21 protein-coding genes are annotated in these 25,580 nt (G+C 72.0%); 8 read left to right on the top strand and 13 right to left on the bottom strand.

Annotated features, from left to right (window positions below; all coding sequences use genetic code 11):
- Positions 1–64: 64 nt before the first annotated feature.
- The 3 genes from Sru01_RS11920 to purQ form a co-directional block, all read right to left on the bottom strand.
- Entirely contained in the window at positions 65–2,134 is a 2,070-nt protein-coding gene (locus Sru01_RS11920) for an adenylate/guanylate cyclase domain-containing protein (protein ID WP_239137342.1), read from the bottom strand.
- Positions 2,135–2,418: 284 nt separating this feature from the next.
- Positions 2,419–4,683 carry a phosphoribosylformylglycinamidine synthase subunit PurL gene (purL, locus tag Sru01_RS11915; RefSeq protein ID WP_203984278.1) on the bottom strand — a complete coding sequence of 755 codons (2,265 nt, stop codon included), beginning with the start codon at positions 4,681–4,683 and terminating at the stop codon, positions 2,419–2,421.
- Positions 4,680–5,363 (bottom strand): phosphoribosylformylglycinamidine synthase subunit PurQ, encoded by a 684-nt coding sequence (gene purQ, locus Sru01_RS11910; protein WP_203984276.1) that lies wholly within the window; start codon positions 5,361–5,363, stop codon positions 4,680–4,682. Before purQ ends, purL begins: the two co-directional genes overlap by 4 nt.
- A gap of 199 nt (positions 5,364–5,562) precedes the next feature.
- Here purQ and Sru01_RS11905 point away from each other — a divergent pair, with 199 nt between their 5' ends.
- Entirely contained in the window at positions 5,563–6,441 is an 879-nt protein-coding gene (locus Sru01_RS11905; protein WP_203984274.1) for a hypothetical protein, read from the top strand.
- A 236-nt stretch (positions 6,442–6,677) separates the two neighbouring features.
- Here Sru01_RS11905 and Sru01_RS11900 read toward each other — a convergent pair whose 3' ends face one another.
- Together Sru01_RS11900 and purS are read right to left on the bottom strand one after the other, a co-directional pair.
- Entirely contained in the window at positions 6,678–7,067 is a 390-nt protein-coding gene (locus tag Sru01_RS11900; RefSeq protein ID WP_275412156.1) for an ATP-binding protein, read from the bottom strand.
- A gap of 218 nt (positions 7,068–7,285) precedes the next feature.
- On the bottom strand, positions 7,286–7,531 hold the full coding sequence (gene purS, locus Sru01_RS11895; RefSeq protein ID WP_203984271.1) for a phosphoribosylformylglycinamidine synthase subunit PurS: 246 nt from the start codon (positions 7,529–7,531) through the stop codon (positions 7,286–7,288).
- Positions 7,532–7,899: 368 nt separating this feature from the next.
- Between purS and pdhA the strand changes: the two genes are divergently transcribed.
- The 4 genes from pdhA (at position 7,900) to Sru01_RS11875 (ending at position 11,881) form a co-directional block, all read left to right on the top strand.
- Positions 7,900–8,997 carry a pyruvate dehydrogenase (acetyl-transferring) E1 component subunit alpha gene (gene pdhA, locus Sru01_RS11890; protein ID WP_203984270.1) on the top strand — a complete coding sequence of 366 codons (1,098 nt, stop codon included), beginning with the start codon at positions 7,900–7,902 and terminating at the stop codon, positions 8,995–8,997.
- Complete coding sequence (locus Sru01_RS11885; RefSeq protein ID WP_203984269.1) at positions 8,997–9,971, top strand: alpha-ketoacid dehydrogenase subunit beta; 975 nt, start codon at positions 8,997–8,999, stop codon at positions 9,969–9,971. Before pdhA ends, Sru01_RS11885 begins: the two co-directional genes overlap by 1 nt.
- An 8-nt stretch (positions 9,972–9,979) precedes the next feature.
- Positions 9,980–11,380, top strand: coding sequence for a dihydrolipoamide acetyltransferase family protein (locus Sru01_RS11880; protein WP_203984268.1), 1,401 nt, complete (start codon positions 9,980–9,982; stop codon positions 11,378–11,380).
- 207 nt (positions 11,381–11,587) lie between these two features.
- On the top strand, positions 11,588–11,881 hold the full coding sequence (locus Sru01_RS11875) for a Dabb family protein (RefSeq protein WP_203984267.1): 294 nt from the start codon (positions 11,588–11,590) through the stop codon (positions 11,879–11,881).
- A gap of 23 nt (positions 11,882–11,904) precedes the next feature.
- On the opposite strand, the gene Sru01_RS11870 is transcribed toward Sru01_RS11875, so the two are convergent.
- From Sru01_RS11870 to Sru01_RS11855, 4 genes are all read right to left on the bottom strand, one after another.
- Positions 11,905–12,126: a hypothetical protein gene (locus Sru01_RS11870; protein WP_203984266.1), complete on the bottom strand. Its 222-nt coding sequence runs from the start codon at positions 12,124–12,126 to the stop codon at positions 11,905–11,907.
- A 178-nt stretch (positions 12,127–12,304) separates the two neighbouring features.
- On the bottom strand, positions 12,305–14,128 hold the full coding sequence (locus Sru01_RS11865; RefSeq protein ID WP_203984264.1) for an acyl-CoA dehydrogenase: 1,824 nt from the start codon (positions 14,126–14,128) through the stop codon (positions 12,305–12,307).
- Between the two features lie 135 nt (positions 14,129–14,263).
- The gene (locus Sru01_RS11860; protein ID WP_203984262.1) at positions 14,264–15,133 is read right to left on the bottom strand and encodes a hypothetical protein; all 870 of its coding nucleotides are present in this window, start codon (positions 15,131–15,133) and stop codon (positions 14,264–14,266) included.
- On the bottom strand, positions 15,130–15,681 hold the full coding sequence (locus Sru01_RS11855) for an RNA polymerase sigma factor (protein WP_203984260.1): 552 nt from the start codon (positions 15,679–15,681) through the stop codon (positions 15,130–15,132). The genes Sru01_RS11860 and Sru01_RS11855 overlap by 4 nt, the downstream gene beginning before the upstream one ends.
- Positions 15,682–15,876: 195 nt before the next feature.
- Here Sru01_RS11855 and Sru01_RS11850 point away from each other — a divergent pair, with 195 nt between their 5' ends.
- Entirely contained in the window at positions 15,877–16,257 is a 381-nt protein-coding gene (locus Sru01_RS11850; protein ID WP_203984258.1) for a VOC family protein, read from the top strand.
- A 126-nt stretch (positions 16,258–16,383) separates the two neighbouring features.
- Here Sru01_RS11850 and Sru01_RS11845 read toward each other — a convergent pair whose 3' ends face one another.
- Positions 16,384–16,836 (bottom strand): hypothetical protein, encoded by a 453-nt coding sequence (locus Sru01_RS11845; protein WP_203984256.1) that lies wholly within the window; start codon positions 16,834–16,836, stop codon positions 16,384–16,386.
- Between the two features lie 162 nt (positions 16,837–16,998).
- On the opposite strand from Sru01_RS11845, the gene Sru01_RS11840 reads away from it, so the two are divergent.
- Positions 16,999–17,448, top strand: coding sequence for a GNAT family N-acetyltransferase (locus tag Sru01_RS11840; protein WP_203984255.1), 450 nt, complete (start codon positions 16,999–17,001; stop codon positions 17,446–17,448).
- A gap of 10 nt (positions 17,449–17,458) precedes the next feature.
- Here Sru01_RS11840 and Sru01_RS11835 read toward each other — a convergent pair whose 3' ends face one another.
- The gene (locus tag Sru01_RS11835) at positions 17,459–19,474 is read right to left on the bottom strand and encodes a molybdopterin-containing oxidoreductase family protein (protein ID WP_203984253.1); all 2,016 of its coding nucleotides are present in this window, start codon (positions 19,472–19,474) and stop codon (positions 17,459–17,461) included.
- 257 nt (positions 19,475–19,731) lie between these two features.
- Here Sru01_RS11835 and Sru01_RS11830 point away from each other — a divergent pair, with 257 nt between their 5' ends.
- Entirely contained in the window at positions 19,732–22,245 is a 2,514-nt protein-coding gene (locus Sru01_RS11830) for a lysylphosphatidylglycerol synthase transmembrane domain-containing protein (RefSeq protein WP_239137339.1), read from the top strand.
- A gap of 21 nt (positions 22,246–22,266) precedes the next feature.
- On the opposite strand, the gene mgrA is transcribed toward Sru01_RS11830, so the two are convergent.
- Positions 22,267–23,259: an L-glyceraldehyde 3-phosphate reductase gene (gene mgrA, locus Sru01_RS11825; protein ID WP_203984249.1), complete on the bottom strand. Its 993-nt coding sequence runs from the start codon at positions 23,257–23,259 to the stop codon at positions 22,267–22,269.
- Positions 23,256–25,337 carry a S9 family peptidase gene (locus Sru01_RS11820; RefSeq protein WP_239137337.1) on the bottom strand — a complete coding sequence of 694 codons (2,082 nt, stop codon included), beginning with the start codon at positions 25,335–25,337 and terminating at the stop codon, positions 23,256–23,258. The genes mgrA and Sru01_RS11820 overlap by 4 nt, the downstream gene beginning before the upstream one ends.
- Positions 25,338–25,580 lie beyond the last annotated feature (243 nt).

Genomic DNA, 25,580 nt, shown 5'->3' with positions numbered 1-25,580 from the left:
GCCCGGCCGGTGCCGCGCCGGTCACGGTATTAATGCCTTGTGGGGAATTCTGCGGGTTCACCGGTCACTCCAGCGCGGTGAGCACATAGGCCTCCACCCCCTGTTCCTTGCCCTTCAGGCTCAGCTCGCCGAGCGGGGTGACCGCCGCGCCCGGGCCGAGGTGCGCCCGGGTGGCCGCGCCGATCACCACGCTGCCGGGCTCGGCCACGCCCTGCAGGCGGGCCGCCACGTTCACCGCGTCGCCCATCGCGTTGAAGCCGCGCAGTTCCGGGCTGCCGATGTTGCCGACCAGGGCCAGGCCGGTGTTGACGCCGACCCGGAAGCGCGGATAGTCCGGGTTGCCGCCGGCGATCCGCTCGGCGGCCTCCTGCATCGACAGGGCGGCCCGCGCCGCCAGCTCGGCGTGCCGCTCCTGGGCGGCGGGCGCGTTGAACAGGGCGAGCAGCGCGTCCCCGACGAACTGCACGATCGTGCCGCCGTTGTCCAGCACGCAGGGCACCGCCGCGGCGTGGTACCGGTTCAGCATCTCCACGATCTCGCCGGGGGACACCCGTTCGGAGAACGTGGTGAACCCCTTCAGGTCGGCGAACAGCGCGGTCAGCTCCACCAGCGAGCCGCCGAGGGCCGCCTGCGCGGGGTCGGCGAGCAGCGAAGCCGCCACGTCCGGCGACATGTACTGCCGGAACAGCGTCTCCAGTTCCCGGTAGAGGCGGGCGTTCTCCAGCGCGATGGACAGCTGGCCGGCCAGGGTGGCGGCCAGCGCCTCGTCGTGGGCCGTCATGCCCACCGGGACGGACAGGGCGCCGGCCAGCACGCCCTTGACGGTCAGCGGGTGCACCACCCGGCCGGGTTCACCGGCCGTCCCGGTCTCCTTGAAGTCGTCGGCGTCGAACGCGCGGTCGCCGATCGCCACCCGGCCGTTCGCCACCAGACCCAGCCGCACGTCGCCGTACGCCTGCCGGATCCGGTCGAGCGACTCGGCCAGCAGCGTCTCCTCACCCACCGCGACCCGGGCGCGCCGGCCCACGTCCACCAGCGCGCCGAGGCGCGCCGACAGCTCGCGTTCGGCGGCCAGCGCCTGGCCGGCCCGGTCCAGGACGGCCGCCTGCCCTTCGTTCAGCCGGAACTTCCCGGCCAGCCGGAGCGCGACCGGCGTCCGCCCGGCGGCGCCCTCCCCCATCCGGCGCAGGTGGCCGACCAGTTCCTCCAGCGCCTCGTCGTACTGGGCCTGGACGCGGCGCACGGTCGCGGTCAGCGTCACCGAGTCGAACAGGCCGGCGCCGGAGCCCTCCCGGCGGAACTGGATGTAGGCGCTGTAGGCCACGAAGACGAACGCGGCGACGAGCAGCAGATGCCATTCCCACCAGGTGAGCACCCAGTTCGGCCGGAAGTAGCCGGCGATCATGGACTCGCCGAGCAGGGCGTAGGCGGTGATCAGGCTGACCAGCATCGCCGATGGACGGCGGCGGTGCACCCGGAACATCATGGCCGCGGAGATGGCGTACAGCGCCGCACCGGGCCAGGAGAGCACCCCCAGCGTGGCACCGCCCGCCGGCGGTGGTGCGCTGAGCGGGGTCAGCCCTTCGATCAGGGACACCGCCGCCCAGCCGACCAGCAGCAGCACCAGCCCGGCCCGCAGCAGGTCGCCGCGGGCGAGCACCGCCGCGGCCGCCCGCTCGCCGAGCGGCAGCGAGGAGACGAAGGCCGGCACCGCGGCGATCAGCAACCCGACCGGCTGGCCGATGTCGAACCCGTGGCTGCCCTTGGCGAGGATCAGCGCGGGCGTGGCCAGGCCGTGCAGCAGGAAGAACCCCGCGGTGGTCTGGAAGACCAGCGAGACCAGCAGCAGCCGGGCGTCCCGGCGCCGGGCGGCGGCCTGGCCGACCATCATGCCCAGCGCGACGTTCACCGCGGCGACCCCGACGACCAGCCAGAAGTGGCTGACATGGTGCTCCCACCGGATGTTCAGCCGGGGCCGGGCGACCAGCAGCCACAGGCCGGCCAGCGGCACCGCCAGATGCAGCGCCCACACCAGCCCGCGGACCGGGTGGGTGGCCGGCGGCAGGTACGGCCGGTCGCCGGCGGCCGGAGCCGGTGCCGGAGGTGACGGCGAACGGTCGTCATTGGACGGCACGGGGGAGCCTCCGCTCGGGCCTGGCGATCGCCACGGGACGCGTCGGCGTCCCGTCGGCATTATCCCGCCCGGTGGTCCGGTCGGCAGCCGGATATCCGCCCGGGACGGCCGGCGGTGGCGGCGGGCGTTCCGGAAACCGCCCGAGGGTCGACCCGGAAACCCCGAAAAATCGGATAATTCCGCTATTTTGGCCAGAGAGCCACCTGGCGCGCCGGGGCGGCCGGATCGGGGCCGCCGGCGGTGGATCGTGTGGGGGATCCACCGCCGTACGGACCCCGGGTGTCTCAGGCCCGGAACGCGGCCGGCAGCGCCGCCTCGTGCACCGCGCGCAGCTCGGCCACCGGCACCTCGAAGGCGCCGTCGACCGCGAGGATCTCGCCACCGGTGGTGCCGATGCCGTGGCAGGGCACCTCGTGGGCCGCGCACAGCTCGGCGAAGGCCGTGAAGTGCTCGGGCGGCAGGGCGACCAGCGCCCGGGCGGCCGACTCGCCGAACAGGTCGGCGAACAGGTCCGGGCCGGGCAGCTGCACGGTCGCGCCCACGCCGTGCGCCAGGCAGGCCTCGGCCAGCGCGATCGCCAGCCCGCCGTCCGACACGTCGTGCGAACCGGCGGGCAGGCCGCTCGCGGCCGCCGCCACCAGCACGCCGGCCAGCGCCCGCTCGGCGGCCAGGTCCACCTCGGGCGGCAGCCCGCCCAGGTGGCCGTGCGCCACGTGCGCCCACTCCGAGCCGCCGAACTCCGCTTCGCAGGTGCCGAGCAGCGCGATCTTCAGGCCGGGGGCGGTGAACCCGTGCCGCACCCGGTGCCCGACGTCGTCCAGCACGCCGAGCACCCCAACCACCGGGGTCGGGTGGATCGGCGTGCTGCCGGTCTGGTTGTAGAACGAGACGTTCCCGCCGGTCACCGGCACGCCGAGCGCCTTGCAGGCGTCAGCCAGGCCGCGCACGGCCTCAGCGAACTGCCACATGACCTCCGGGTCCTCCGGCGAGCCGAAGTTGAGGCAGTTGGTCACCGCCAGCGGGCGCGCCCCGGTCACCGCCACGTTGCGGTACGCCTCGGCCAGCGCGAGCTGGGCGCCGGCGTACGGGTCCAGCCGGGCGTAGCGGCCGTTTCCGTCGGTGGCCAGCGCGAGGCCGCGGCGGGTCTCCTCCGCGTCGGGCATGACCTCCCCGACCCGGATCACTCCGGCGTCGGCGGGCATGGCCAGCACGGTGTTTCCTCGCACGTACCGGTCGTACTGGGAGGTCACCCACTCCTTGGACGCCAGGTTCGCCGAACCGAGCAGCTCCAGCAGGGTGGCCCGCAGGTCGGACGGCCGCGGCAGCCGCGCCGGGTCGTCGGCGTTCAGCGCCGCCTGGCCGGCCGGCTCGTGGAAGGGCCGCTCGTACACCGGGCCCTCGTCGGCCGCGGTGCCCGGCGGGATGTCGACGATGACCTCGCCCCGCCAGGTCATGACCAGCCGGCCGGTGTCGGTCACCTCGCCGATGACGGTGGCCGGCACGTCCCAGCGGGCGCAGATCGCCATGAAGGCGTCGATGTCCTCCGGGGTGACCACGGCCATCATCCGCTCCTGCGACTCGCTCATCAGGATCTCCTCGGGGCGCAGCGAGGGATCGCGGAGCGGGACCAGGCCGAGATCGACCCGCATGCCGCCGGTGCCCTTGGCGGCGAGCTCGGTCGTCGCGCAGGAGACGCCCGCCGCGCCGAGGTCCTGGATGCCGACCACCACGTCGGCCTCGAACAGCTCCAGGCAGCACTCGATCAGCAGCTTCTCCATGAACGGGTCGCCCACCTGCACGGCCGGGCGCTTGGCGTGCGACTCGTCCTCGAAGGTGGCCGATGCCAGCACCGACGCGCCGCCGATGCCGTCCGGCCCGGTGCTCGCGCCGAACAGCACGACCTTGTTGCCCGGGCCCGGCGCGGTGGCCAGCTTGATGCGGTCCTTGCGCAGCAGGCCGACGCACAGCGCGTTGACCAGCGGGTTGCCCAGGTAGCACGGGTCGAAGACCACCTCGCCGCCGATGTTGGGCAGGCCCAGGCAGTTGCCGTAGAAGCCGATGCCCTCCACCACCCCGGGCAGCACCCGCCGGGTGTCGGGGGCGGCGAGCGGGCCGAACCGCAGCGCGTCCATCACCGCCACCGGGCGGGCGCCCATCGACATGATGTCCCGCACGATGCCGCCGACGCCGGTGGCCGCGCCCTGGCGCGGCTCCACGAACGAGGGGTGGTTGTGCGACTCGATCTTGAAGGTGGCGGCCCAGCCGTCGCCGATGTCCACCACACCGGCGTTCTCTCCCATGCCGACCAGCAGCGCGTCGGAGGCGGGGGCCTTGGTGCCGAACTGGCGCAGGTGCACCTTGGAGGACTTGTAGGAGCAGTGCTCGCTCCACATGACCGAGTAGATCGCCAGCTCCGAGGAGGTGGGCCGGCGGCCGAGGATGGCCCGCACCCGCTCGTACTCGTCGGTCTTCATGCCGAGCTCGGCGTAGGGCTGCGGCTCGCCGGGGGTCGCGGCGGCCCGGGTGACGGAGTCGATCGTCGATGTCACAGGTTCACGAACCTCTTCAGGATCGAGGTGAAGAATCCGCGGCCGTCCACTCCGGGCGCGCCCGTCAGGTCCTCGACCGCGTGCTCGGGGTGCGGCATGAGCCCGACGACGTTGCCGGCCTCGTTGGCGATGCCGGCGATGTCGTTGACCGAGCCGTTCGGGTTGCCGTCCAGGTAGCGGAACACGACCCGCCCCTCGGCCTCCAGCGCCGCGATGGTGCCGGGGTCGGCGACGTAGCGGCCCTCGCCGTGCTTGACCGGCAGCGTGATGCGCTGGCCGGCGGCGAAGTCGCCCGTCCACGCCGTCTTGGCGTTCTCCACCCGGATCGCCTGGTCGCGGCAGACGTAATGCAGGCCCTCGTTGCGGGTCAGCGCGCCGGGCAGCAGGTGGGCCTCGCAGAGGATCTGGAAGCCGTTGCAGGTGCCGAGCACCGGCAGGCCGGCTTGGGCCGCCGGGATGAGCTCCTCCATCAGCGGCGCGAACCGGGAGATCGCCCCGCAGCGCAGGTAGTCGCCGTAGGAGAAGCCGCCCGGCAGGAAGACCGCGTCGACCCCCCTCAGGTCGCGGTCGGCGTGCCAGAGCGGGACGGCCTCCGCGCCGGCGTGCCGGACCGCGCGGGCGGCGTCCTGATCGTCAAGTGTTCCGGGGAAAGTGACCACGCCCACCCGGGCAGCACCCATGGCTCTCGTATCCCTCCACACGCGAGCGCCGCGCCGACGTCTCATTCATCCCGGACGCCGGTCCGCGGCGGTGCCTCCAGGCTACCCGTTACCCCCGCCCGCCCCGGCCCGCCCCCTCCGTCCCGGACGCGCCGAAGAACCGGCGTCTCGCTTCTGTGTTCGACATGTGCGGAGCGTAAAAGATTGGTAACTTAAAGTCATGCCGACTGCGCAGCACGAGGCACTGCACCGGATCTTCCAGGAACGCGCGGAACTGCTCCCGCGCGTGCTGCGGAACGAACTGGGCGTGCCCCTCCCCGATCCGGTCAAGGTCGAGATCATGAACGTCGACCTCACCGATATGCAACCCGTTCCCCGCTGGGTCGACACCCTGCTGATGTTGCACCTGCCCGACCGGCGGCTGATCGCCGCGCTCGAGTCCCAGACCGACACCTCCGAGGAGAAACGCCGCCGCTGGGCGCGTTACCTCGCCTACCTGCACGACACTCACGCGTGCGACGTCCTGCTGCTCGTCATCTGCCGGAGCGGCGCCACCGCACGATGGGCCGAGCAGGCGTACACGGTCGGCCTGCCCGAGTGGCACACGCTGACGGTGCGCCCGCTGGTGCTCGGCCCGGCCAACATCCCCGCCGTCCTCGACCGGCGGCGTGCGGCCGAGGACGTCTACTTCGCCATCCTGTCAGCGGTCGTGCACGCGACGTCACGGCAGGCGGGTGCGATACTCGAAGTGCTCTCCGACGCGCTGCAGGACATCGACCCGAATGAGGCCACCGGCCTGGCGGAGTTCACCGAGTTCGGTCTCGGCGAGGGCCGCGCACGAGATCTGTGGAGGACGCTAATGAACACCAAGACCTATCCCTACGTCTCCGAACTCCGCGCCAAGGGCATCGAGGAGGGCATCGAGGTGGGCCACGTCAGAGGGGAGGCGGCGGCACTGCTGATGATGCTGGAGTCGCGCGGCGTGGCCCTCACCGATGAGCAGCGGGAGTCGATCAGCTCGTGCGCCGACCGGGCCCGGCTCGAGCGGTGGGTGCGTCGCGCCGGCAAGGTCGCCACCGCCGAGGAGCTTTTCGCATGATGGCGTCGTCAGTGGATGCGCACGTCTCGGAGTTCGCCGCCCGGCCTTGGGTCGAATGGCGCATCGAGGCGTGGAAAGAAGGCTGGATAGAGGGCACTGGTTGCGGCGTGCCGGCTCGGTGACCACGGTCGACGAGCTGCTCGGCCGATCATCGTAGGGACGATCCCGCGCTCCGGTGCCGGTTCGGCTGGAGCGCGGGGCCGGGCGTGTCGCTCTTGATCGGCCGGCAGCGGGGGTCAGACGGCGGCGAGTTCGCGGTCGCGGTGGGCGAGGAAGTCCTCGTCCCAGTCGAGGCGCTTGCGCAGCAGGACGGTGGTGCCGCTGCCGGGGGTGATGTCGAAGGAGATCTCGTCGACCACCGCTTGCATGATCATGATTCCCCGGCCGTTCTCGGCGTCGCCGGTCGGGTACTGCCGGGGGATGGCGCCGATGCCGAGGCCGCCGTCGGCGACCCGCAGCTCGCAGCGCCCCTGGCCGATCGCCGCGCTGACCTCGTAGCGCTTGGCCGGTCCGCCGTGGCGCACCGCGTTGGCGCAGGCCTCGGAGGTGGCGAGGAGCATGTCGGAGACGCAGTCCTCGGTGACGCCGATGCACCGAAGAGTGTCCCCCAACACTCGCCGGACCATCGGGATGCCTATGGCATCCCGCGGCAAGGCCAACGAGAACTCAATGTCCACCGAACCCCTCCGAGGCGCCGAAAGTCACCATGGTGAGGTTCCCCGAAGAATCAGGCCTAATCGCGAATCACTCTGTTGTTATTTAGTGTTGGTCGCACGCTTGCTTTACGGTCGGCTCGGCGCGCCTTTTGCGGTGATCTGCGAAGGGATGCCCGCGGCATGGCCGGTCAGTCCTCGACGCGCACCGCGTAGTCCTCGATCACCGTGTTGGCCAGCAGGGTCTCGGCCATCTTCCGGACGTCCGCCAGCGCCGCCTCGTCGGCCGGCCCGTCCAGCTCGACCTCGAACCGCTTGCCCTGCCGGACCTGGGCGACCCCGGCGAAGCCGAGGCGGGGGAGAGCCCGGGCGATCGCCTGGCCCTGCGGGTCCAGGATCTCCGGCTTGAGCATGACGTCCACGATGACGCGTGCCACGTCGTCCTCCACTGTTCGTGTCCCGCGGAAGGCGGTCGCGCCACCGGCTGTGGGACGCTCTGTCGGTGCGGCCGTACCGGGACGGGTCCGGATGCGGCTGGACCAGCCTAACGGTGGCGTGCCCGCGGGGCTTCCCCGGCCCGCGGTGCGCCGCCCCGCCGACGTCGAGACGGGTGTGCGGTCGTACGCACCGGGAACGGGAGATGTGTGGACGACATGGTGGTCGGGCTTGCGCACAGGCCTGTGACTTCTGCCACGATGTCCCCTAACGCCGACGTACCACCACCAAACGGTACAAACAGCGTGTTAACCGGCCGGTCGTGGATGGCGATCCCATCTCTTCGGCCCCGAACGCACAGGAGCGGCACGTGACATTCGACGCCTCTCAGGGTGCCGAGGCACCACCAGAGCTCGTACAGCTGCTGACCCCCGAGGGTGAGCGCGTGGAGCATCCGCACTACGACATCGACCTCACCCCCGAGGAGGTCCGCGACCTGTACCGCGACCTCGTGCTGGTGCGGCGGGTCGACAAGGAGGCGGTCGCCCTCCAGCGGCAGGGTGAACTCGGCATCTGGGCATCACTTCTCGGCCAGGAGGCCGCGCAGATCGGCTCCGGCCGGGCGCTGACCGACGCCGACATGGCCTTCCCCACCTACCGCGAGCACGGTGTGGCGTGGTGCCGCGGCGTCGACCCGGTCAACCTGCTCGGGCTGTTCCGCGGGGTGAACCACGGCGGCTGGGACCCGGCCGAGCACAACTTCCACCTCTACACGATCGTCATCGGCAGCCAGACCTTGCACGCGGTCGGTTACGCGATGGGCGTCCAGCGCGACGGCGCCGATGCCGCGACGATCGTCTACTTCGGCGACGGAGCCACCTCGCAGGGCGACGTCAACGAGGCCTTCATCTGGGCCTCGGTCTTCAACGCGCCGGTGGTCTTCTTCTGCCAGAACAACCAGTGGGCGATCTCCGAGCCGCTGGAGAAGCAGTCGCGGATCCCGCTGTACCGGCGGGCCAGCGGCTTCGGCTTCCCGGGCGTCCGGGTGGACGGCAACGACGTGTTCGCCTGCCTCGCCGTCACTCGCCAGGCGTTGAAGAACGCGCGCGAAGGCCAGGGGCCCACCCTGATCGAGGCCTACACCTACCGGATGGGCGCGCACACCACCTCCGACGACCCGACCCGCTACCGGGTGGCGAGCGAGCTGGAGGCGTGGAAGCTCAAGGACCCGATCGAGCGGGTGAAGGCCTACCTGTTCCGCAACCAGCTGGCCGACCAGGACTTCTTCGACGCGGTGGACGCCGAGGCGGCCGATCTCGGCCGCGACGTGCGCAAACGCTGCCTGGAGATGCCCGATCCCGAGCCGCTGGACATGTTCGACCACGTCTACGTCGAGCCGCACGTCCTGGTGGCCGAGGAGCGGGACGAGTACGCCGCCTACCTGGCGGGCTTCGAGGGGGCCGAGTGATGACCACGCTCACGCTCGCCAAGGCGATCAACGAGGGTCTGCGCGCCGCGATGGAGCAGGACCCGAAGGTCCTCATCATGGGCGAGGACGTCGGCAAGCTCGGTGGCGTCTTCCGGGTCACCGACGGCCTGCAGAAGGACTTCGGCGAGAGCCGGGTCATCGACACCCCGCTCGCCGAGTCCGGCATCATCGGCACCGCCATCGGACTCGCGCTGCGCGGCTACCGCCCGGTGTGCGAGATCCAGTTCGACGGGTTCGTCTTCCCCGCCGCCGACCAGATCATCACCCAGCTGGCCAAGATGCCGCTCCGCTCGCTCGGCAAGCTCAGGCTGCCGGTCGTCGTCCGCATCCCCTGCGGTGGCGGCATCGGCGCTGTGGAGCACCATAGCGAGTCCCCCGAGGCGTACTTCACCCACACCGCCGGCCTGCGGGTGGTCGCCTGCTCCAACCCGGTGGACGCCTTCCACATGATCCAGCAGGCCATCCGGTGCGAGGACCCGGTGGTCTTCTTCGAGCCCAAGCGCCGCTACTGGGAGAAGGCCGACCTCGACCGGGACGCCACGCCGGTGCCGTTCGACCGCGGGCGCGTGGTCCGGGAGGGCCGGGACGTCACCCTGCTCGCCTACGGGCCGATGGTGAAGACGTGCCTGGAGGCGGCCGCGGCCGCCGCCGACGACGGGCGGTCGGTGGAGGTCGTCGACCTGCGCTCGCTGTCGCCGCTGGACATGGAGGCGATCGTCCGGTCGGTGCGCAAGACCGGGCGCTGCGTGGTCGCGCACGAGGCGCCGGTGTTCTCCGGGCTCGGCGCGGAGATCGCCGCGCGGACCACCGAGGCGTGCTTCTACCACCTGGAGGCCCCGGTGCTGCGGGTCGGCGGCTTCTCCACGCCCTACCCGCCCTCCCGGCTGGAGGAGCATTACCTGCCCGACCTCGACCGGGTGCTCGACGCCGTCGACCGCACCTTCGCCTTCTAGGAGGGGCCGTGCTCCGAGAGTTCAAGCTCCCCGACGTCGGCGAAGGGCTGACCGAGGCGGAGATCATCAAGTGGCATGTCGTCGCGGGCGACAAGGTCGAGGTCAACCAGACGATCGTGGAGATCGAGACGGCCAAGGCGGTCGTCGAGCTGCCCTGCCCCTTCGAGGGCTACGTCAGCGCGCTCCGGGTGACCGAGGGGCAGACGGTCGACGTCGGCACCCCGATCATCGCGGTGGAGACCGGTGAGGGCGCGGCGGCGCCCAGGGAGACCGCGCTGGCCGACGACATGGTGCCGGCCCCGCCGGTCGAGGCGCAGGCCACCGAGCCGGCCGAGGCGGCCGGACCGGCCAAGCCGGAGCGCCAGCCGGTACTGGTCGGCTACGGGGTCAAGCTCGGTGCCGCCACCCGGCGGCCGCGCAAGGCCGCGTCCACCGCCGGCGCGTCCACCCCCGGCCCCGCCGCGTCCGCCGCCCCGGCCGCCGTTCCCGCCGCCGCGCCGGCACCGGCATCGGTACCGCCGGCCGGGCGAGCGGGCGGGGTGGCCGTACTGGCCAAGCCGCCGGTGCGCAAGCTGGCTCGCGACCTCGGGGTGGAGCTGGCCGGCGTCACCGGCAGCGGGCCGAACGGCTCGATCACCCGGGAGGACGTGCACGCCGCCGCCGCGCGGCCGGACGCCTCGGCCGCCGGCCCGGCGCCCCGGGCGTTCACCGGCGAGCGGGAGGAGCGCATCCCGGTCAAGGGCGTGCGCAAGGCCACCGCGGCCGCCATGGTCGGCTCGGCCTTCACCGCGCCGCACGTGACCGAATGGCTGCAGGTGGACGTCACCGGCACGATGGACGCGGTCCGGCGGCTCCGCGAGCTGCCCGACTTCGCCGAGGTGAAGGTGTCGCCGCTGCTGCTCGTCGCCAAGGCCGTCATCACCGCGGTCCGCCGGCACCCCATGGTCAACTCGACCTGGGCCGACGACGAGATCGTGGTCAAGCGGTACGTGAACCTCGGCATCGCCGCGGCCACGCCCCGCGGGCTGATCGTGCCGAACATCAAGGAGGCGCAGGAGCTGTCACTGCCGGAGCTGGCCGGGGCACTCGGCGAGCTGACCGAGAAGGCCCGCTCCGGCCGCACCCAGCCGGCCGACATGGCCGGCGGCACGATCACCATCACCAACGTCGGCGTGTTCGGCGTGGACGCGGGCACGCCCATCCTCAACCCCGGCGAGGCCGCGATCCTGGCGTTCGGCCAGATCCGCGACCTGCCGTGGGTGGTGGACGGCCAGATCGTGCCGCGCAAGGTGACCACCCTGGCGCTGTCGTTCGACCACCGCATCGTGGACGGCGAGCTCGGCTCGCGGATGCTGCGGGACGTCGGCGCCATGCTCGAAGACCCGCTGCGCATGCTGGCCTGGAGCTGACCGCGTCTCCGCCGCCGGTCGCGTTCTCGACCGGCGGCGGACGCGGCGGCCGGCGGACCCCCGCGGGGTGCCGCCGGGTCGTCCTCGCCCGGTGCGCCGTGCCGGGCGGCCGCGCGCCGCGACACGTACCCGCCCGGCCCGCGCCGGTCCGGCGCCCGGGCGGCGCGGGGCCGTACGCTGGCGGCTCCGGCTAGCGGAGGAGGGCGGATGTTCCGGCATATCGTGCTGTTCACCTGGGTCGCGGAGGCCACCGAGGAGCAGAAGGCCAGGGTCACCGAGGGGCTGCACGGCCTGCCCGCGGTGATCCCGGAGATCCGGCGGTACGAGTTCGGCGCGGACGCGGGCATGGCGCCGGGCAACCACGAGTTCGCGCTGGTGGCCGACTTCGACTCCGAAGAGGACTACCTGGTGTACCGGGACCATCCGGTGCACCAGGCGGTGATCGCCGACGCCATCCGGCCGATCATGGCCGGCCGGGCGTCGGTGCAGTACAAGGTCTGACGGCGGCCGCCGCCGGGGGGCGATCAGACCGGCGGCGGATTCTCCCGGTGGTGGACCTCGGGGTCGACGATCACGCCGCGGCGGCTGGTCAGGAAGACGCTGATCGCGATCCCGACCACGCCGGCGACCATGAAGATGATGCCGATCACGTCGATGTGCACGCTGTCACCGAGCACGTCCGGCTCGATGGCGAATTTCAGGATCGCCCCGATGGTCAGGAAGAAGATGCTGACCCCGATGCCCATCCAGACCTCCGGCTCGCCGCGTCGCTCGGTAAAGGGTGCCTAGCGGCAGCGTAATACCCGGCGGGCCGGACGCACACCATCGATCGGCACCCGGAGCGCCAGGGCCGGACGGGCGGCGCCGGCGGCCGGCGCCGGGGAGGGGGCCGGACCCCCCTCCCCGATCACCGTGACCGCAGGGTCAGAACGCCTCTTCCGGCAGCTCCATCAGGCTCTGGTCGGTGGCCGCGAGCGTCCGCAGTTCGGCCGACAGCCGGGGCAGCACGGTCTGCGCGAAGAACGACGCCGCGGCGACCTTGCCGGTGTAGAAGGACCGGTCGCGGTCGGACGCCCCGAGGGCGTTCAGCGCGATCTCCGCCTGGCGCAGCAGCAGCCAGGAGATCACCAGGTCGCCGAGGGCGAGCAGGAACCGGGTGGTGTTCAGCCCGACCTTGTAGACCTCCTTGGGGTCCTCCACCGAGGCCAGGGCCCAGCCCGCCATGGTGTCGGCCATCGCCTTGATCTCTTCGGCGGCCTCGCCGAGGAGCCGGCGCTCCTCCTTGAGCCGGCCGTTCCCGGCGGCGGACGCGGCGAACTCCTTGATCTCCCCGACCAGCGAGCCGAGCGCGACGCCCTGGTTGCGCAGGACCTTGCGGAAGAACAGGTCCTGGCCCTGGATCGCCGTGGTGCCCTCGTACAGCGAGTCGATCTTGGCGTCCCGCACGTACTGCTCGATCGGGTAGTCCTGCAGGTAGCCCGAGCCGCCCAGGGTCTGCAGCGAGCGGGCCAGCATCTCGTACGACCGCTCGGAGCCGACGCCCTTGACCAGCGGCAGCAGCAGGTCGTTCATGGCCTCGGCCGCGGTGTCCCGGCGGCCCTCGAACCCGGCGATCTGCGCGGCGTCCTGGAAGGTCGCGGTGTAGAGCACCAGCGCGCGCATGCCTTCGGCGTACGCCTTCTGCAGCATGAGCTCGCGGCGGACGTCCGGGTGGTGGACGATGGTGACCCGGGGAGCCTTCTTGTCGGCCATCCGGGCCAGGTCGGCGCCCTGCAGCCGCTGCCTGGCGTACTCCAGGGCGTTCAGGTAGCCGGTGGACAGGGTGGCGATGGCCTTGGTGCCCACCATCATCCGGGCGTGCTCGATGATCATGAACATCTGCTTGATGCCCTCGTGCACCCCGCCGACCAGCCATCCGACCGCCGGCTCCCGGTCGCCGAAGGTCAGCTCGCAGGTGGTCGAGACCTTCAGGCCCATCTTGTGCTCGAGGTTGGTCACGTACACGCCGTTGCGCGCGCCGAGCCCGCCGGTCGAAAGGTCCACGTGGTACTTGGGCACCAGGAACATCGACAGGCCCTTGGTGCCGGGACCGGCGCCCTCGGGGCGGGCCAGCACGAGGTGGAAGATGTTCTCCGCCATGTCGTGCTCGGCGCTGGTGATGAAGCGCTTGACGCCCTGGATGTGCCAGGTGCCGTCCGGCTGCTCCACGGCCCGGGTGCGGCCCGCGCCCACGTCGGAGCCGGCGTCCGGCTCGGTGAGCACCATGGTCGCGCCCCACTGGCGCTCGATGGCCAGCTCGGCGAACCGCCGCTGCTCCTCGGTGCCGATGGTGTGCAGCACGTGGGCGAAGGCCGGGCCGCTGGAGTACATCCAGACGGCCGGGTTGGCGCCCAGCACCAGTTCGGCGAGCGCCCAGCACACGCTGCGCGGCAGGCCGGGGCCGCCCAGTTCCTCCGGCAGGTCCAGGTTGGTCCAGCCCGCGTCCCGGAAGGTCTCGTACGACCGGCGGAAGCCCGGGGGCATGGTGACCGAGCCGGTGGCGGGGTCGAAGACCGGCGGGGTGCGGTCGCCCTCCTCGAAGGAGTCGGCCAGCGGGCCGGTGGCCAGGCGGTTCACCTCGTCCAGCACGCTGCGCACGGTGTCCTCGTCCAGCTCGGCGAACCGGCCGGCGCCGAGGATCTCGTGCCGCCCGAACACCTCGAAGAGGTTGAACTCCAGGTCCCGGACGTTGCTCTTGTAGTGCCCCATGGCTGCCCGTCTCCTCGCACCAGGGAAGTGCCGTCAAAACGTACTCGTCAGTAACCTTACCTCCTATGCTACCCGTCAGTAACCCCTAAAAAACCCGCCCTACATGGAGCTATGTCACATACGCCGCAACGGGGGTCAGCGACACTTCTGGGCCACGTCCACCGGTTTGGGATGGGGCGCCGGGTCGACCAGCAGGAGCGCGTGCCCCGCGCTGCTCATCACCCCGTCGTGCACGTACCAGGAGTCCGGCGCGTCGGGGACCGGTGCCCGGTAGCCGGCGAAGGTCACGTCACGCACGCCGTGTTCCCGCAGCATGCGCACCACCTCGGCCTTGCGCCGGTTGACGAAGTCGACGCAGTGCAGCGGCTCGCCGGGAGCGGCCAGCCAGCCGGGCATCGTGTACTGCTCCCCCGGACGCGCGGGCCGGCCCAGGCTGATCTCACCGGTGCCCCGATAGCCGATCCGGATCCGCACCCCGATGGTGCACTTCTCCCAGTAACCGCACACTTTGCGGTCCTCGATGGCGGTGATGTCCGGACTACTGGGGACGGCATGGGTGCCTTTGGCCCGCGCCGTGGCCCGGTCCTCGGCGCTCACGAACACCTGGCCCACCGCGCTCGGGCTGGCCGGCTCGACACGGATGCCGATCCGCAGGTCCAGGGACGCGAGCTCGCGGCGGTAGCGCCCGGGGTCGGCGTAGAGGTCCTTGACGACCACCACGAAGAAGCCGCCGGACCGCCGGACGTCCAGCGCCGCCGCCGGACCGGCACCGAACCCGCCGGGCAGCACCCAGCCGGTGACGACGGCCAGCGCCGCGAACCCGGCCACCAGCCTCATCCTCCGGGCCGACGGCCATGCCAGGCCGGCCGGCCACGACCGGCGGCGGGCGGCCGGGGCCGGTCCGGTGGCGGTTATCTCGTCCATCATCTCCAGCGCGCCCGGGGTGACCCCGGGGCCCGCACCGGGGGCGATCGAGGCGACCAGGCGGTCGATGTCGGCGTTCATCCCTGCCCCTCCAGCAGTGCGAGAGCTCGTTCCCCGTAGCGGCCCACGTCGAGGTCGGCGACGGCCAGCTCGCGGGCCAGACGCTTCCTGGCCCGGTGCAGGCGCAACCGCACCGCGCCCCGCGAGCAGCCGAGCACCGTCGCGATCTCGGCGGTCTCCAGGCCCTCCCAGCTGCGCAGGGCCAGCACCTCGCGGTCGTCCGGCCCCAGCCGCCGGAACGCCTCCCGGATCGCGCCGGAGTCCTCCGGCGACCGGCTCTCGTCCCAGGCGGTCAGCTCCTCGCGCAACCGCACGGCGAGCGCGCCGCGCCGGGCCTCGCCCCGGTGGTGGTTGGCCAGCGCCCGGCGCGCCACTCCGTATAGCCACAGCCGCGCCTGGCCGTCCCCGGGAACCTCGTCGATCCGCCGCCACGCGGTGGTGAAGGTCTCCGAGATGACGTCCACCGCGTCGTCCGGCGAGCCGGTACGCCGGCGGACGTACGCCAGCAGATCCGCGTAGTTCGCCCGGTACATCTCTTCGAACCGCTGCCTCGGGTCGGGTGGGCCCACGCGCTGTTCCTTCCGGATGGGACCTGTCGGTATCCTGCCTGCTCCCGGACGGGCCGGGAATCCTCCTCACCCCCACATGTCCGGCAGCTCTCCCGACGTTTCCGGCGGAACCGCCATTTTGCTGCGCCGTGCCGCCGGCCCGGCGGCCCGGAAACCGGTTTGACCGGTTCACCGGTGTTGCGGTTGGGTGACCGGATGATCCAGATACATACGGTGACCGTGGACTGCGCGGACCCCTACACCCTTGCCACCTGGTGGAGCGAGGTTCTGGGCGTGCCCCTCTCCGACGAGGACCAGCCGGGCGACCCGGAGGTCATGCTGATGACCCCGCAGGAGCCGCACGTGCTGTTCATCCAGGTGCCGGACGGCAAGAGCGTCAAGAACCGCCTGCACTTCGACGTGGTCGCCGCCGGGAACGGCACCCGCGACCAGGAGACCGAGCGGCTGCTCGCGCACGGCGCCACCCTGCATGAGGACCACCGGCGGCCCGACGGCACCGGCTGGGTCACCCTGCGCGATCCGGAGGGCAACGAATTCTGCGTCTGCCGCAACCAGGTCGAGCGGGCGGCCGGCTGACCCGGACGGCGAAGGCCGGGCCGTCCCACGCGGGACGGCCCGGCCTCGTGACATCTCGCGGCAGGGGCGGCGCCCGGCCGGGCACCTGGCCGGCCACCGCCCCCCATCCCCCTCCCGGGGAGCCGGTCAGCCCGCGCGGCCGGCCCGGCCGCGCAGGGACAGGGTCGCCAGGGCGGCGACCAGGTAGACCAGGGCGCCGCCCTGCAGGGCGTCCAGCGCCGCGCCGAACACCCCCTCGCCGTCGAAGACGAACTGAACCGGGTACATGAGGACGGCGGCCCCGCCGCCGGGATAGAGCGCGAACCGCCACGGATGGCGCAACGACCACAGCCGCGCCTGGCGGGTGACGCGGTCGCCGACCTCCGGCCTGCTGACCGCGCCCACCGCGGCGACCAGGCAGAACAGTCCGGCGCCCAGGCACAGCGCCCAGCTGAGGTCGAGCGGCCCGGGGGTGATCCAGCCGAGGATCGTGCTGATCGCCGCGCTGCCCACTCCGGTGATGGTCGCGGCCTTCCACGGCGCACCCCGCAGGGCCGCGCCGGCGAGCGACATCTCGTCGCGCCGAGTCAGTTCGTTCATGCCATCAGGCTGCCCCGCGCGCGGTCATGTCCACATCGGGGTCGGACCCTGGCTTGGCCCCCATCATTGGTCAGGGACGGTCGGGGTTCCCGGCCGCAGGGTGGCCGGCGGCGGTACCGAGCCCCTCCCGGGCCGGAGGAGGGCCCTGGATAGGCTTGCGGCATGCCAGTGCTCTTCCGTGCCGCCGGGCGCGAGGACGTCCCCCTGATCGTGGCGATGCTCGCCGACGACCCCGTCGCCGCCGGGCGGGAGGGCGACCCGGACGATCCCGCCTATCTCGCCGCGTTCGACGCCATCGACGCCGACCCCCGCCAGGAGTTGATCGTCGCGACCGTGGACGGCGAGGTGGCCGGCACCCTGCAGATCACCTTCATCCCCGGCCTGTCCCGCCGGGGCGGCGAGCGCGCGCTGATCGAGGCGGTGCGGGTGGGCGCCGGCCGGCGCGGCCAGGGCCTGGGCCGCACGATGATCCAGTGGGCGGTCGACCGGGCCCGCGACCGCGGCTGCCGCCTGGTCCAGCTCACCACCGACCGGACCCGGTCCGACGCCCACCGTTTCTACGCCTCGCTCGGCTTCGTCGACTCGCACGTGGGCTTCAAGCTCCACCTGTGAGCCGGCCGGCTCACCAGGGAGCGATCTCCACCAGGTTGTCGTGGTAGACCGCGCCCCGCCCCATGTCCGCGTCCCGCTCGTCGACGAGCACGTTGACGTTGACGCCGCCGGGCGAGAGCTTCGGCCAGTTGCCCTTGGTGGTCGCCACGACGCCCGGCGGCACCCGGTCGCTCACCACCAGCTCGGCCGCCATCTCGCCGTTGTCGTTGAACACGCGCACCCGGTCGCCGCCGGCCAGCCCGCGCTCGGCGGCGTCCTTCTCGCTGACCAGGATCTTCGGCCCGCCGGCCCGCCGGGCCAGTTCCGGGTTGTTGGCGAACACCGTGTTGAGGAACATGTGCGACGCCGGGGTCACCAGCGCCAGCCGGTACGGTCCGTCCGGCCGCGCGGTGCGCGGCGCCAGATAACCCTCGCCGGCGGCCGGGAAGGCCAGCCGGCCGGACGGCGTCGGGAACCCGGCGGCGTACGGCAGGAAGGGGTCGGGGTGGTTCAACCGCGCCCATCCCTCGGCCCGCAGCCGCGCCACGGTGATGCCCTCCAGCGCCGGGTGGCCGCCGGACAGCAGCCCTTCGGCGATCTCCAGGTCGGATTCGTACAGGGACGGATCGGTCAGGCCGAGCCGGCGGGCCACCCGGCGGAACGTCTCGGTCGTGGACGCGCACTCGCCGGGCGGCGGCACCGCGGGCTCGTTCCACATCAGGTACATGTGGCCGTACCCGGCGTGCAGGTCGGTGTGCTCGATCTGCATGGTCGCCGGCAGCACGATGTCGGCGTAGTCCACCGTGTCGGTGGGGAACTGCTCCATCACCACGGTGAACAGGTCCTCGCGCGCGAGGCCGCGCCGCACCCGGTTCTGGTCGGAGGTGCTGCCGAGCGGGTTGGCGGCGTACACCCACAGGCACTTGACCGGGTGCTCGGTGTCCGCCAGGCCCTCGGCGAGCCGGGTCATGGTCAGGGTGCGCACCGGGCCGGCGGGCAGGAGATCCGGCCGGTCGTCCGCCCGGATCGGCACGTGACCGCTGGTGGAGTAGGACAGGCCGCCGCCCCGGTGGCGCCAGTCGCCGGTGACGACCGGGACGCAGCCGATGGTGCGCACCGCGGTGCCGCCGCCGCGGTGCCGCTGCACGCCCATGGTGGTACGGATGGCGGCCGGCCGGGTGTGCGCCAGCCGCCGGCCGAGGGCGCGGATCTCCGGCTCCGGGATACCGGTGATCTCCGCCGCGACCGCCGGGGGATATTTCCGGATCTCGCGTTCGAAGTCCGGCCAGCCTTCGGTGTACCGCTCCAGATAGTCCCGGTCCTCGGCACCCTCGTCCAGCACCACGTGCATCAGCGCCAGCGCCAGCGCCGCGTCCGTCCCCGGCCGGATCGCCAGATACTCGTCGGCCTGGTCGGCGGTGCGCGTCCGGATCGGGTCGATCGCCACGATGTGCGCACCGGCGGCCCGGGCCTCCTGGACGAACTTCCACACATGATGACCGCTGGTCAGCGGGTTGGTGCCCCACAGCAGGATCAGCCGGGAGTGCGCGAAGTCCTCGGTGTCCATCCCACCCGGCGAGCCGTAGGCACGGGTCAGCCCGACGTTCCCGGCCCGCGCGCAGATGTTCAGATCGTGCCGGGACGCGCCGAGCGCGTTCCACAACCGGCGGCCGGCGTCCCCGGACTCGCCCTGGATGTACCCCAGCGTCCCGGTGCCCTGATAAGGCCAGATCGCCTCACCGCCGAACTCGTCGATGATGGCGGTCAGCCGCTCGGCGATCTCATCCAGGGCCTCGTCCCAGGTGATGCGCTCGAATCGGCCGGAGCCCTTGGGGCCGACCCGCCGGAGCGGGTACATGATGCGATCGGCCGCGCCGGCGTGCTCCAGGTAACGATTCACCTTCACGCAGAGCGCGCCGCGCGTGTAGGGGTGGTCGCGGTTGCCGCGCAGGTCCACCGCCCGGCCGTCGCGCACGGTGACCACCCAGGAGCAGCCGTCCGGGCAGTCCAGCGGGCAGGCGCCCAGAACCTTCAGCTCACCTGTCATGGCACCACGTTACCTGGGCACGGTATACCGGCCCAGCGGCCGGGACACCCGGCGGAACCAAGGTCATCCCTTCGGCCGAGGCCGGTGGACCGCAGGCGCCGTAGAGTGTCAGCGAATGGCCGAGGTGTGCCGGTTCGCCGGGGACCCCGCGCTGCGGGTGCCGCGCACGGGGAACGCGAACGTGACGGCGGCCCGCCATGATGGTGATCAGGGTGAGCGAGGCTCGCATGACCCGAAAGGCACGCGGGACAGCGGTAGTGACCGATACGAGGGAGCTCGGCGAGGGCGGCCGGGCGGCGGGGACGGACGACCCCGCCGCCGCTTCCGGCGTGCCCGCGGGCGGCCCGGCCACGGACGAGGTGACCGGGCCGGCCCAGAACACCGCGGACCCGACGGGTGACGGTAAGGGCGAGCGCGCCGTGCTGGTGGCCGAGCCGTTGCTGCCCCAGCGCCTGCGCCGCCCGTCCGATGCGCTGCGATTCCTGGCCGCCATCCTGGCGCTGGCCGCGGTGGTGCTGCTGGCCCTGGTGGCGCAGAAGACGCTGAACGGCCTGGAGGCCGACGTCACCGACGGCACCAGCCGGGCCCCCGTCCTGCTGATCTGGGTGGCGAGCTTCATCGCGGGCACCGCCGTCCTCGCGGTACCGGCCGCGTTCGCCGTCGAACGCGTCTTCCACCGCGACGGCCTGCGGGTCGCCGAGGGCCTGATCGCCGCCATCGCCGGCATGCTCGTCTCCTTCGTTCTCGGCGAGTGGCTGACCGCCGCCGGGCCGGAGGACCTGCGCCTGCTGCTGACCGGCGGCCGGGACGTGGAACCGCTCAACACGCTCCTCACCTCGGTGGTGGCCTACATCACCGCGGTACGCCTGTCCCGCCGACCGACCTGGCGGGCCGTGATGTGGGCGGCCATCGCCCTGGACGTCTTCGCGCTGTTCACCGGAGCCGAGGCGACCGCGCTCGGCGTCATCGTCACCTACCTCGTCGGCCTCGCCATCGGCTACGCCACCCTGTACGCCGTCGGCAGCCCCAACACCCGGCCGCCGGGCGGCACCGTCGTCGCGGCCCTGCGCCGCCTCGGCCCGGTGCCGGCCAAGGCGGCTCGCATCGCCGACGACGCCCAGGGCAGCCGCCGCTACGCGGTGACCACCACCGACGGCCGGCGGCTGGACGTCACGGTCCTCGATCGCGACCGGCAGGTCTCCGGGGTCGTCTACCGCCTGTGGCGCCGCCTGCGGCTCAACTCCGAGACCCGGCGCCGGGCCATCCGCTCGCTGCGCGCCGAACTGGAGCGCGAGGCCCTGATGGCCTACGCCGCCCAGGCCGCCGGAGTCAACACCCCCCGCCTGTTCGGCACCAGCGAGATCGGCACCGACGCCGCGCTGCTCGTCTACGAGCACCTGGAGACCCGGCCGCTCGACGACGTGCTGGACGAGGAGCTCGACGACGACCTGCTCGTCAGGATCTGGGAACAGATCGACCTGCTCCAGGCGCAACGGCTGGCCCACCGCCGCCTCACCGGGGACAGCATCCACCTCGGACTCAACGGCGAGGTCGTGCTGACCGACGCCCGCAGCGGCGAGATCGCGGCCGGCGACCTGCTGTTGCGCCTGGACATCGTCCAGCTCCTCACCTACCTGGCGCTGCGCGTCGGCCCGGAACGTTCGGTCAGGTCCGCCGCCCGGGTCGTGCCCGAGCGGTCGCTGGCCGGCGCGCTGCCGCTGCTCCAGCGGATCGCGCTGACCCGCGGCACCCGGGCCGAGGTGAACAAGAACAAGGAGCTGCTGCCGGCGATCCGCGAACAGATCCTTGCCCTTACCCCGCAGGTCGAGGTCGAGGAGGTCCGGCTGGAGCGCTTCCAGCCGCGTACGCTCGTCACCATCATCGCCGGCGCGTTCGCCGCCTACTTCCTGCTCTCCCAGCTCAGCCGGGTGAACCTGCTGGAGGTCGTCACCTCCGCCCGCTGGGAGTGGGGTGGCATCGGCCTGGCCGCGGCACTGGTCAGCTACCTCGCCGCCGCGCTCATGCTGCGCGGGTTCGTCCCCGAGCGCCTCCCGCTGGGCAGCACGGTGCTCGCCCAGTTCGCCGGCTCGTTCGTCAAGCTCGTGGCGCCGGCCGCGGTCAGCGGCGTGGCGATCAACTCTCGCTACCTGCAGAAACGTGGCATCGCCCCGGGGCTTGCGGTGGCCAGCGTCGGCGCCTCCCAGCTCGTCGGCCTCGGCGCGCACATCCTGCTGCTGCTGCTCTTCGGCTACATCACCGGCACGAACGCCGCCCCGTCGGTCAGCCCGTCCCGCGGCGTGGTCATCGGGCTGCTGTCCGGCGCGGTGCTGGTGCTGATCGTGCTCGCCGTGCCGCAGCTGCGCCGGCTGGCGGTCGATCGCATCCGGTCACTGTTCGCCGGCGTGGTGCCCCGGCTGCTGGACGTCCTGCAGTCGCCGCGCAAGATCATCGAAGGGTTGAGCGGCACGATGCTGCTCACGCTGGCGTTCGTGGTCTGCCTGGACGCCTGCGTCCGCGCGTTCGGCGGCTCGCTCAGCTTCACCGCGGTGGCCCTGGTCTTCCTGGCCGGCAACGCGATCGGCTCCGCCGCGCCCACCCCCGGCGGGTTGGGCGCGGTGGAGGCGTCACTGTACCTGGGCCTGACCCTCGCCGGCCTGCCCGGCCCGGTGGCCACCTCGGCGGTGCTGCTCTTCCGGCTGCTGACCTTCTGGCTGCCCGTGCTTCCCGGCTGGGCCTCGTTCACCTGGCTCCAGCGCCACAACGCGCTGTGACCGGCCCGCCGGCGCGGCGGGTCAGCCGCGGGTGATCTCCTTCTCGATCGCGGCCAGTTCGTCGTCGGCGAACACCAGGTGGTCCACCGCGGCGACGTTGTCCTCCAGTTGCCGGACGCCGCTCGCGCCGACCAGTACCGAGGTGACCCGGGCGTCGCGCAGCGCCCAGGCCAGCGCCATCTGCGCCAGTGACTGGCCGCGGCCGGCCGCGATCTCGTTCAGCGCCCGCACCCGGTCCAGCAGGTCCGGCGACAGGTCGGCGGTCCGCAGGAACCTCTCCTTGGCCGCCCGCGAGTCGTCCGGGACGCCACCGAGATACCGGTCGGTCAGCAGCCCCTGGGCCAGCGGCGAGAACACGATGCAGCCGACGCCCTCCTCCTCCAGGGTGTCGAGCAGCTCGTTCTCGATCCACCGGTCGAGCATCGAATACCGCGGCTGGTGGATCAGCAGCGGGGTGCCCATCTCGCGCAGGATGCGCGCCGCCTGGCGGGTCTGCTCGGGGGAGTAGTTCGAGACGCCGGCGTAGAGCGCGCGGCCGGACCGCACCGCGGTGTCCAGCGCCCCCATCGTCTCCTCCAGCGGGGTGTCCGGGTCGGGCCGGTGGCTGTAGAAGACGTCGACGTAGTCCAGCCCCATGCGCTTCAACGACTGGTCGAGGCTGGCCAGCAGGTACTTGCGCGAGCCCCACTCCCCGTACGGCCCCGGCCACATGTCGTACCCGGCCTTGGTCGAAATGATCATCTCGTCCCGGTACGGCCGGAGGTCCTGGGCGAAAAGCCGCCCGAAGTTCGCCTCCGCCGAGCCGTACGGCGGCCCGTAGTTGTTGGCCAGGTCGAAGTGGGTCACCCCGAGGTCGAACGCCCGGCGCAGCGTCGCCCGCTGGACGTCCAGCGGCTTGTCGTCGCCGAAGTTGTGCCACAGGCCGAGCGAGACCGCGGGCAGCCTGAGCCCGCTGCGCCCAGAGCGGTGGTACGGCTGCCGCTCGTACCGGTCCGCCGCCGCCGAGTACGTCATACTTTGCCCCCCTGCGTGGCGGCCTCGCCGGCGGCCCGGTCCAGGATCCAGGACAGGGTGAACGCCTCTTCACGCCAGGCGTCGTACCGGCCGCTGCGACCACCGTGCCCGGCGCCCATCTCCGTCTTGAGCAGGAACGGCCCGCCCTTGGCGACCGCACGCAGCCGGGCGATCCACTTGGCGGGTTCGTGGTAGAGCACCCGGGTGTCGTTCAGGCTGGTGATGGCGAGAATCGGGGGATACGCCCGGTCGTCGATGTTCTCGTACGGGGTGTACGACTTCATGTACGCGTACACGTCCGGATTGTGCAGTGGATCGCCCCATTCATCCCATTCGATCACCGTCAACGGCAGGGACGGGTCGAGGATCGTGTTGAGCGCGTCCACGAACGGCACCTCGGCGACCACGCCGGCGAACTCCTCCGGCGCCAGGTTGACCGCCGCCCCCATCAGCAGGCCACCCGCCGAGCCGCCCCGGGCCACCACCTCGCCCGACCAGCCCGCCGCCTTCATATGCCGGGCCGCGGCCACGAAGTCGGTGAACGTATTCTTCTTGCTGGTCAGCTTGCCGTCCTCGTACCAGTGCCGGCCCATCTCGCCGCCGCCCCGCACGTGCGCGATCGCGAACACGAAACCGCGGTCCAGCAGGCTCAGCCGCGGCACCGAGAACGAGGGGTCGATGGACGTCTCGTAGCTGCCGTAGCCGTAGAGCACGGTCGGCGCCGGCCGCCGGGCGCCCTTCCTCATGACGATCGAGATGGGGACCCGGGTGCCGTCCTCGGCCACCGCCCACTCGCGAAACTGCTGGTAGTCGCCGGGATCGTACCCGCCGAGCACCGTCCGCTGCTTGAGCAGGATCAGCTCGCGCGCGGCCAGGTCGTAGTCGTACACCGAAGGCGGTGTGACCATCGAGGTGTACGCCAGCCGCAGCCGGCCGGTGTGGAACTCCGGGTTGCCGGCCGGGCCGGCGGTGTGGATGGGCTCCGGGAACGAGATCTCGTGCGGCTCGCCGTCATCGGCCAGCACTCGGATGCCGGTGAGGCCGTCCCGCCGGAAGTGCACGACCACATGGTCGGAGAAGGCGTCCACGTCGAGCAGTCGGGTGTCCTCCCGGTGCTCGATCAGCGGAGTCCAGGTACCCGGGTCGTCGACGGGTGCGGTGGCCAGCGCGAAGTTCCGCGCGTCCTCGTTGTGCAGGACCAGGAAGCGGTCGCCGGCATGGTCGACCGAGTACTCGATCCCGGTGCGGCGCGGCCGGACGACCTGGAACTCCCCGGTCGGGAACTCGGCGTCCAGCACCCGTACCTCGCTGGTCACCTTGCTGCCCGCGCTGAGCACCAGGTAGCGCTCGCTGCGGGTCAGGCCGACACCGACCCAGAACCGCTCGTCGGTCTCCTCGTAGACCAGCACGTCCTCGTCGGCCGGCGTGCCGATCAGGTGGCGGTGCACCCGGTACGGGCGCCACGCCTCGTCGATCGTCATGTAGAAGAAAGCCGAACCGTCCGCCGACCAGGCGCCGCCGTAGAAGACCCCGGAGATCTCGTCCGCCAGGAGTTCATCGCTCTCCAAATCACGGAATCGCAAGGTGAAGCGCTCATCGCCGCTGAAGTCGGTCGAATAGGCCAGCCGTCGCCCGTCCGGGCTCACCGAGGAGGTGCCGACCGCGAGGAAAGGGCTGTCGCCGGCGAGTTCGTTCCCGTCGAGCAGCACCTGCTCACCGGCCAGCGGGACACCGGGCGTGAGCTCCGGCGGGGTGTCACCGGTGGCGGCCACCCGGCACTGGATGCCGTACTGCTTGCCCTCCTCGGTGCGCGAGTAGTACCACCAGCCGCCCTTGCGGGTGGGAACGGAGAGGTCGGTCTCCTGCGTGCGCCCCTTGATCTCCTGGAACACCGTCTCCTGCAGGTCCGCCAGATGCCTGGTGTGCGCCTGGGTAAAGGTGTTCTCGGCCTCCAGGTAGGTGACCGTGTCCGGGTCTTCCTTGTCGGCCAGCCACGCGTATTCGTCGATCACGGTGTCGCCGTGATGGGTGCGTTCGGCCTGGACCTTCTTCGCCACGGGAGGCTTGTCGCTGCTCACCTCGACGAGTCTAGGCCGCGGATCCGGCCCGGCACGGGCCATGGCGCCCGCCCGTTCCGCGGAACCGTGCACAGGCACCCGGGAGCGGATGCTAATCTTTTGTTGTCGGCATCGCCCGGCACAACCCCACTCCAAGGCCTCGGCCTCTCGGTGTGGGCGGGTGCAGGTGATGATCGATACCCCGTCAACGTGCATGAAGATGACCTGGGCTTGCCCAAGTCGATTCGATCGGGTAAGTTGGCA

The organism is Sphaerisporangium rufum, assembly GCF_016863395.1.
In the GTDB taxonomy this organism is placed as follows: domain Bacteria; phylum Actinomycetota; class Actinomycetes; order Streptosporangiales; family Streptosporangiaceae; genus Sphaerisporangium; species Sphaerisporangium rufum.
The sequence above is the reverse complement of the archived record's forward strand: the minus strand, read 5'-3'. Positions and strand labels throughout refer to the sequence as shown.

Excerpts from the sequence above, each read along its gene's own strand:
- purQ (WP_203984276.1), bottom strand. The coding sequence starts at position 5,363 with ATGGGTGCTGCCCGGGTGGGCGTGGTCACTTTCCCCGGAACACTTGAC.
- Sru01_RS11905 (WP_203984274.1), top strand. The coding sequence starts at position 5,563 with ATGCCGACTGCGCAGCACGAGGCACTGCACCGGATCTTCCAGGAACGC.
- Sru01_RS11900 (WP_275412156.1), bottom strand. The coding sequence starts at position 7,067 with ATGGTCCGGCGAGTGTTGGGGGACACTCTTCGGTGCATCGGCGTCACC.
- Sru01_RS11885 (WP_203984269.1), top strand. The coding sequence starts at position 8,997 with ATGACCACGCTCACGCTCGCCAAGGCGATCAACGAGGGTCTGCGCGCC.
- Sru01_RS11875 (WP_203984267.1), top strand. The coding sequence starts at position 11,588 with ATGTTCCGGCATATCGTGCTGTTCACCTGGGTCGCGGAGGCCACCGAG.
- Sru01_RS11870 (WP_203984266.1), bottom strand. The coding sequence starts at position 12,126 with ATGGGCATCGGGGTCAGCATCTTCTTCCTGACCATCGGGGCGATCCTG.
- Sru01_RS11865 (WP_203984264.1), bottom strand. The coding sequence starts at position 14,128 with ATGGGGCACTACAAGAGCAACGTCCGGGACCTGGAGTTCAACCTCTTC.
- Sru01_RS11860 (WP_203984262.1), bottom strand. The coding sequence starts at position 15,133 with ATGAACGCCGACATCGACCGCCTGGTCGCCTCGATCGCCCCCGGTGCG.
- Sru01_RS11850 (WP_203984258.1), top strand. The coding sequence starts at position 15,877 with ATGATCCAGATACATACGGTGACCGTGGACTGCGCGGACCCCTACACC.
- Sru01_RS11845 (WP_203984256.1), bottom strand. The coding sequence starts at position 16,836 with ATGAACGAACTGACTCGGCGCGACGAGATGTCGCTCGCCGGCGCGGCC.
- Sru01_RS11840 (WP_203984255.1), top strand. The coding sequence starts at position 16,999 with ATGCCAGTGCTCTTCCGTGCCGCCGGGCGCGAGGACGTCCCCCTGATC.
- Sru01_RS11835 (WP_203984253.1), bottom strand. The coding sequence starts at position 19,474 with ATGACAGGTGAGCTGAAGGTTCTGGGCGCCTGCCCGCTGGACTGCCCG.
- mgrA (WP_203984249.1), bottom strand. The coding sequence starts at position 23,259 with ATGACGTACTCGGCGGCGGCGGACCGGTACGAGCGGCAGCCGTACCAC.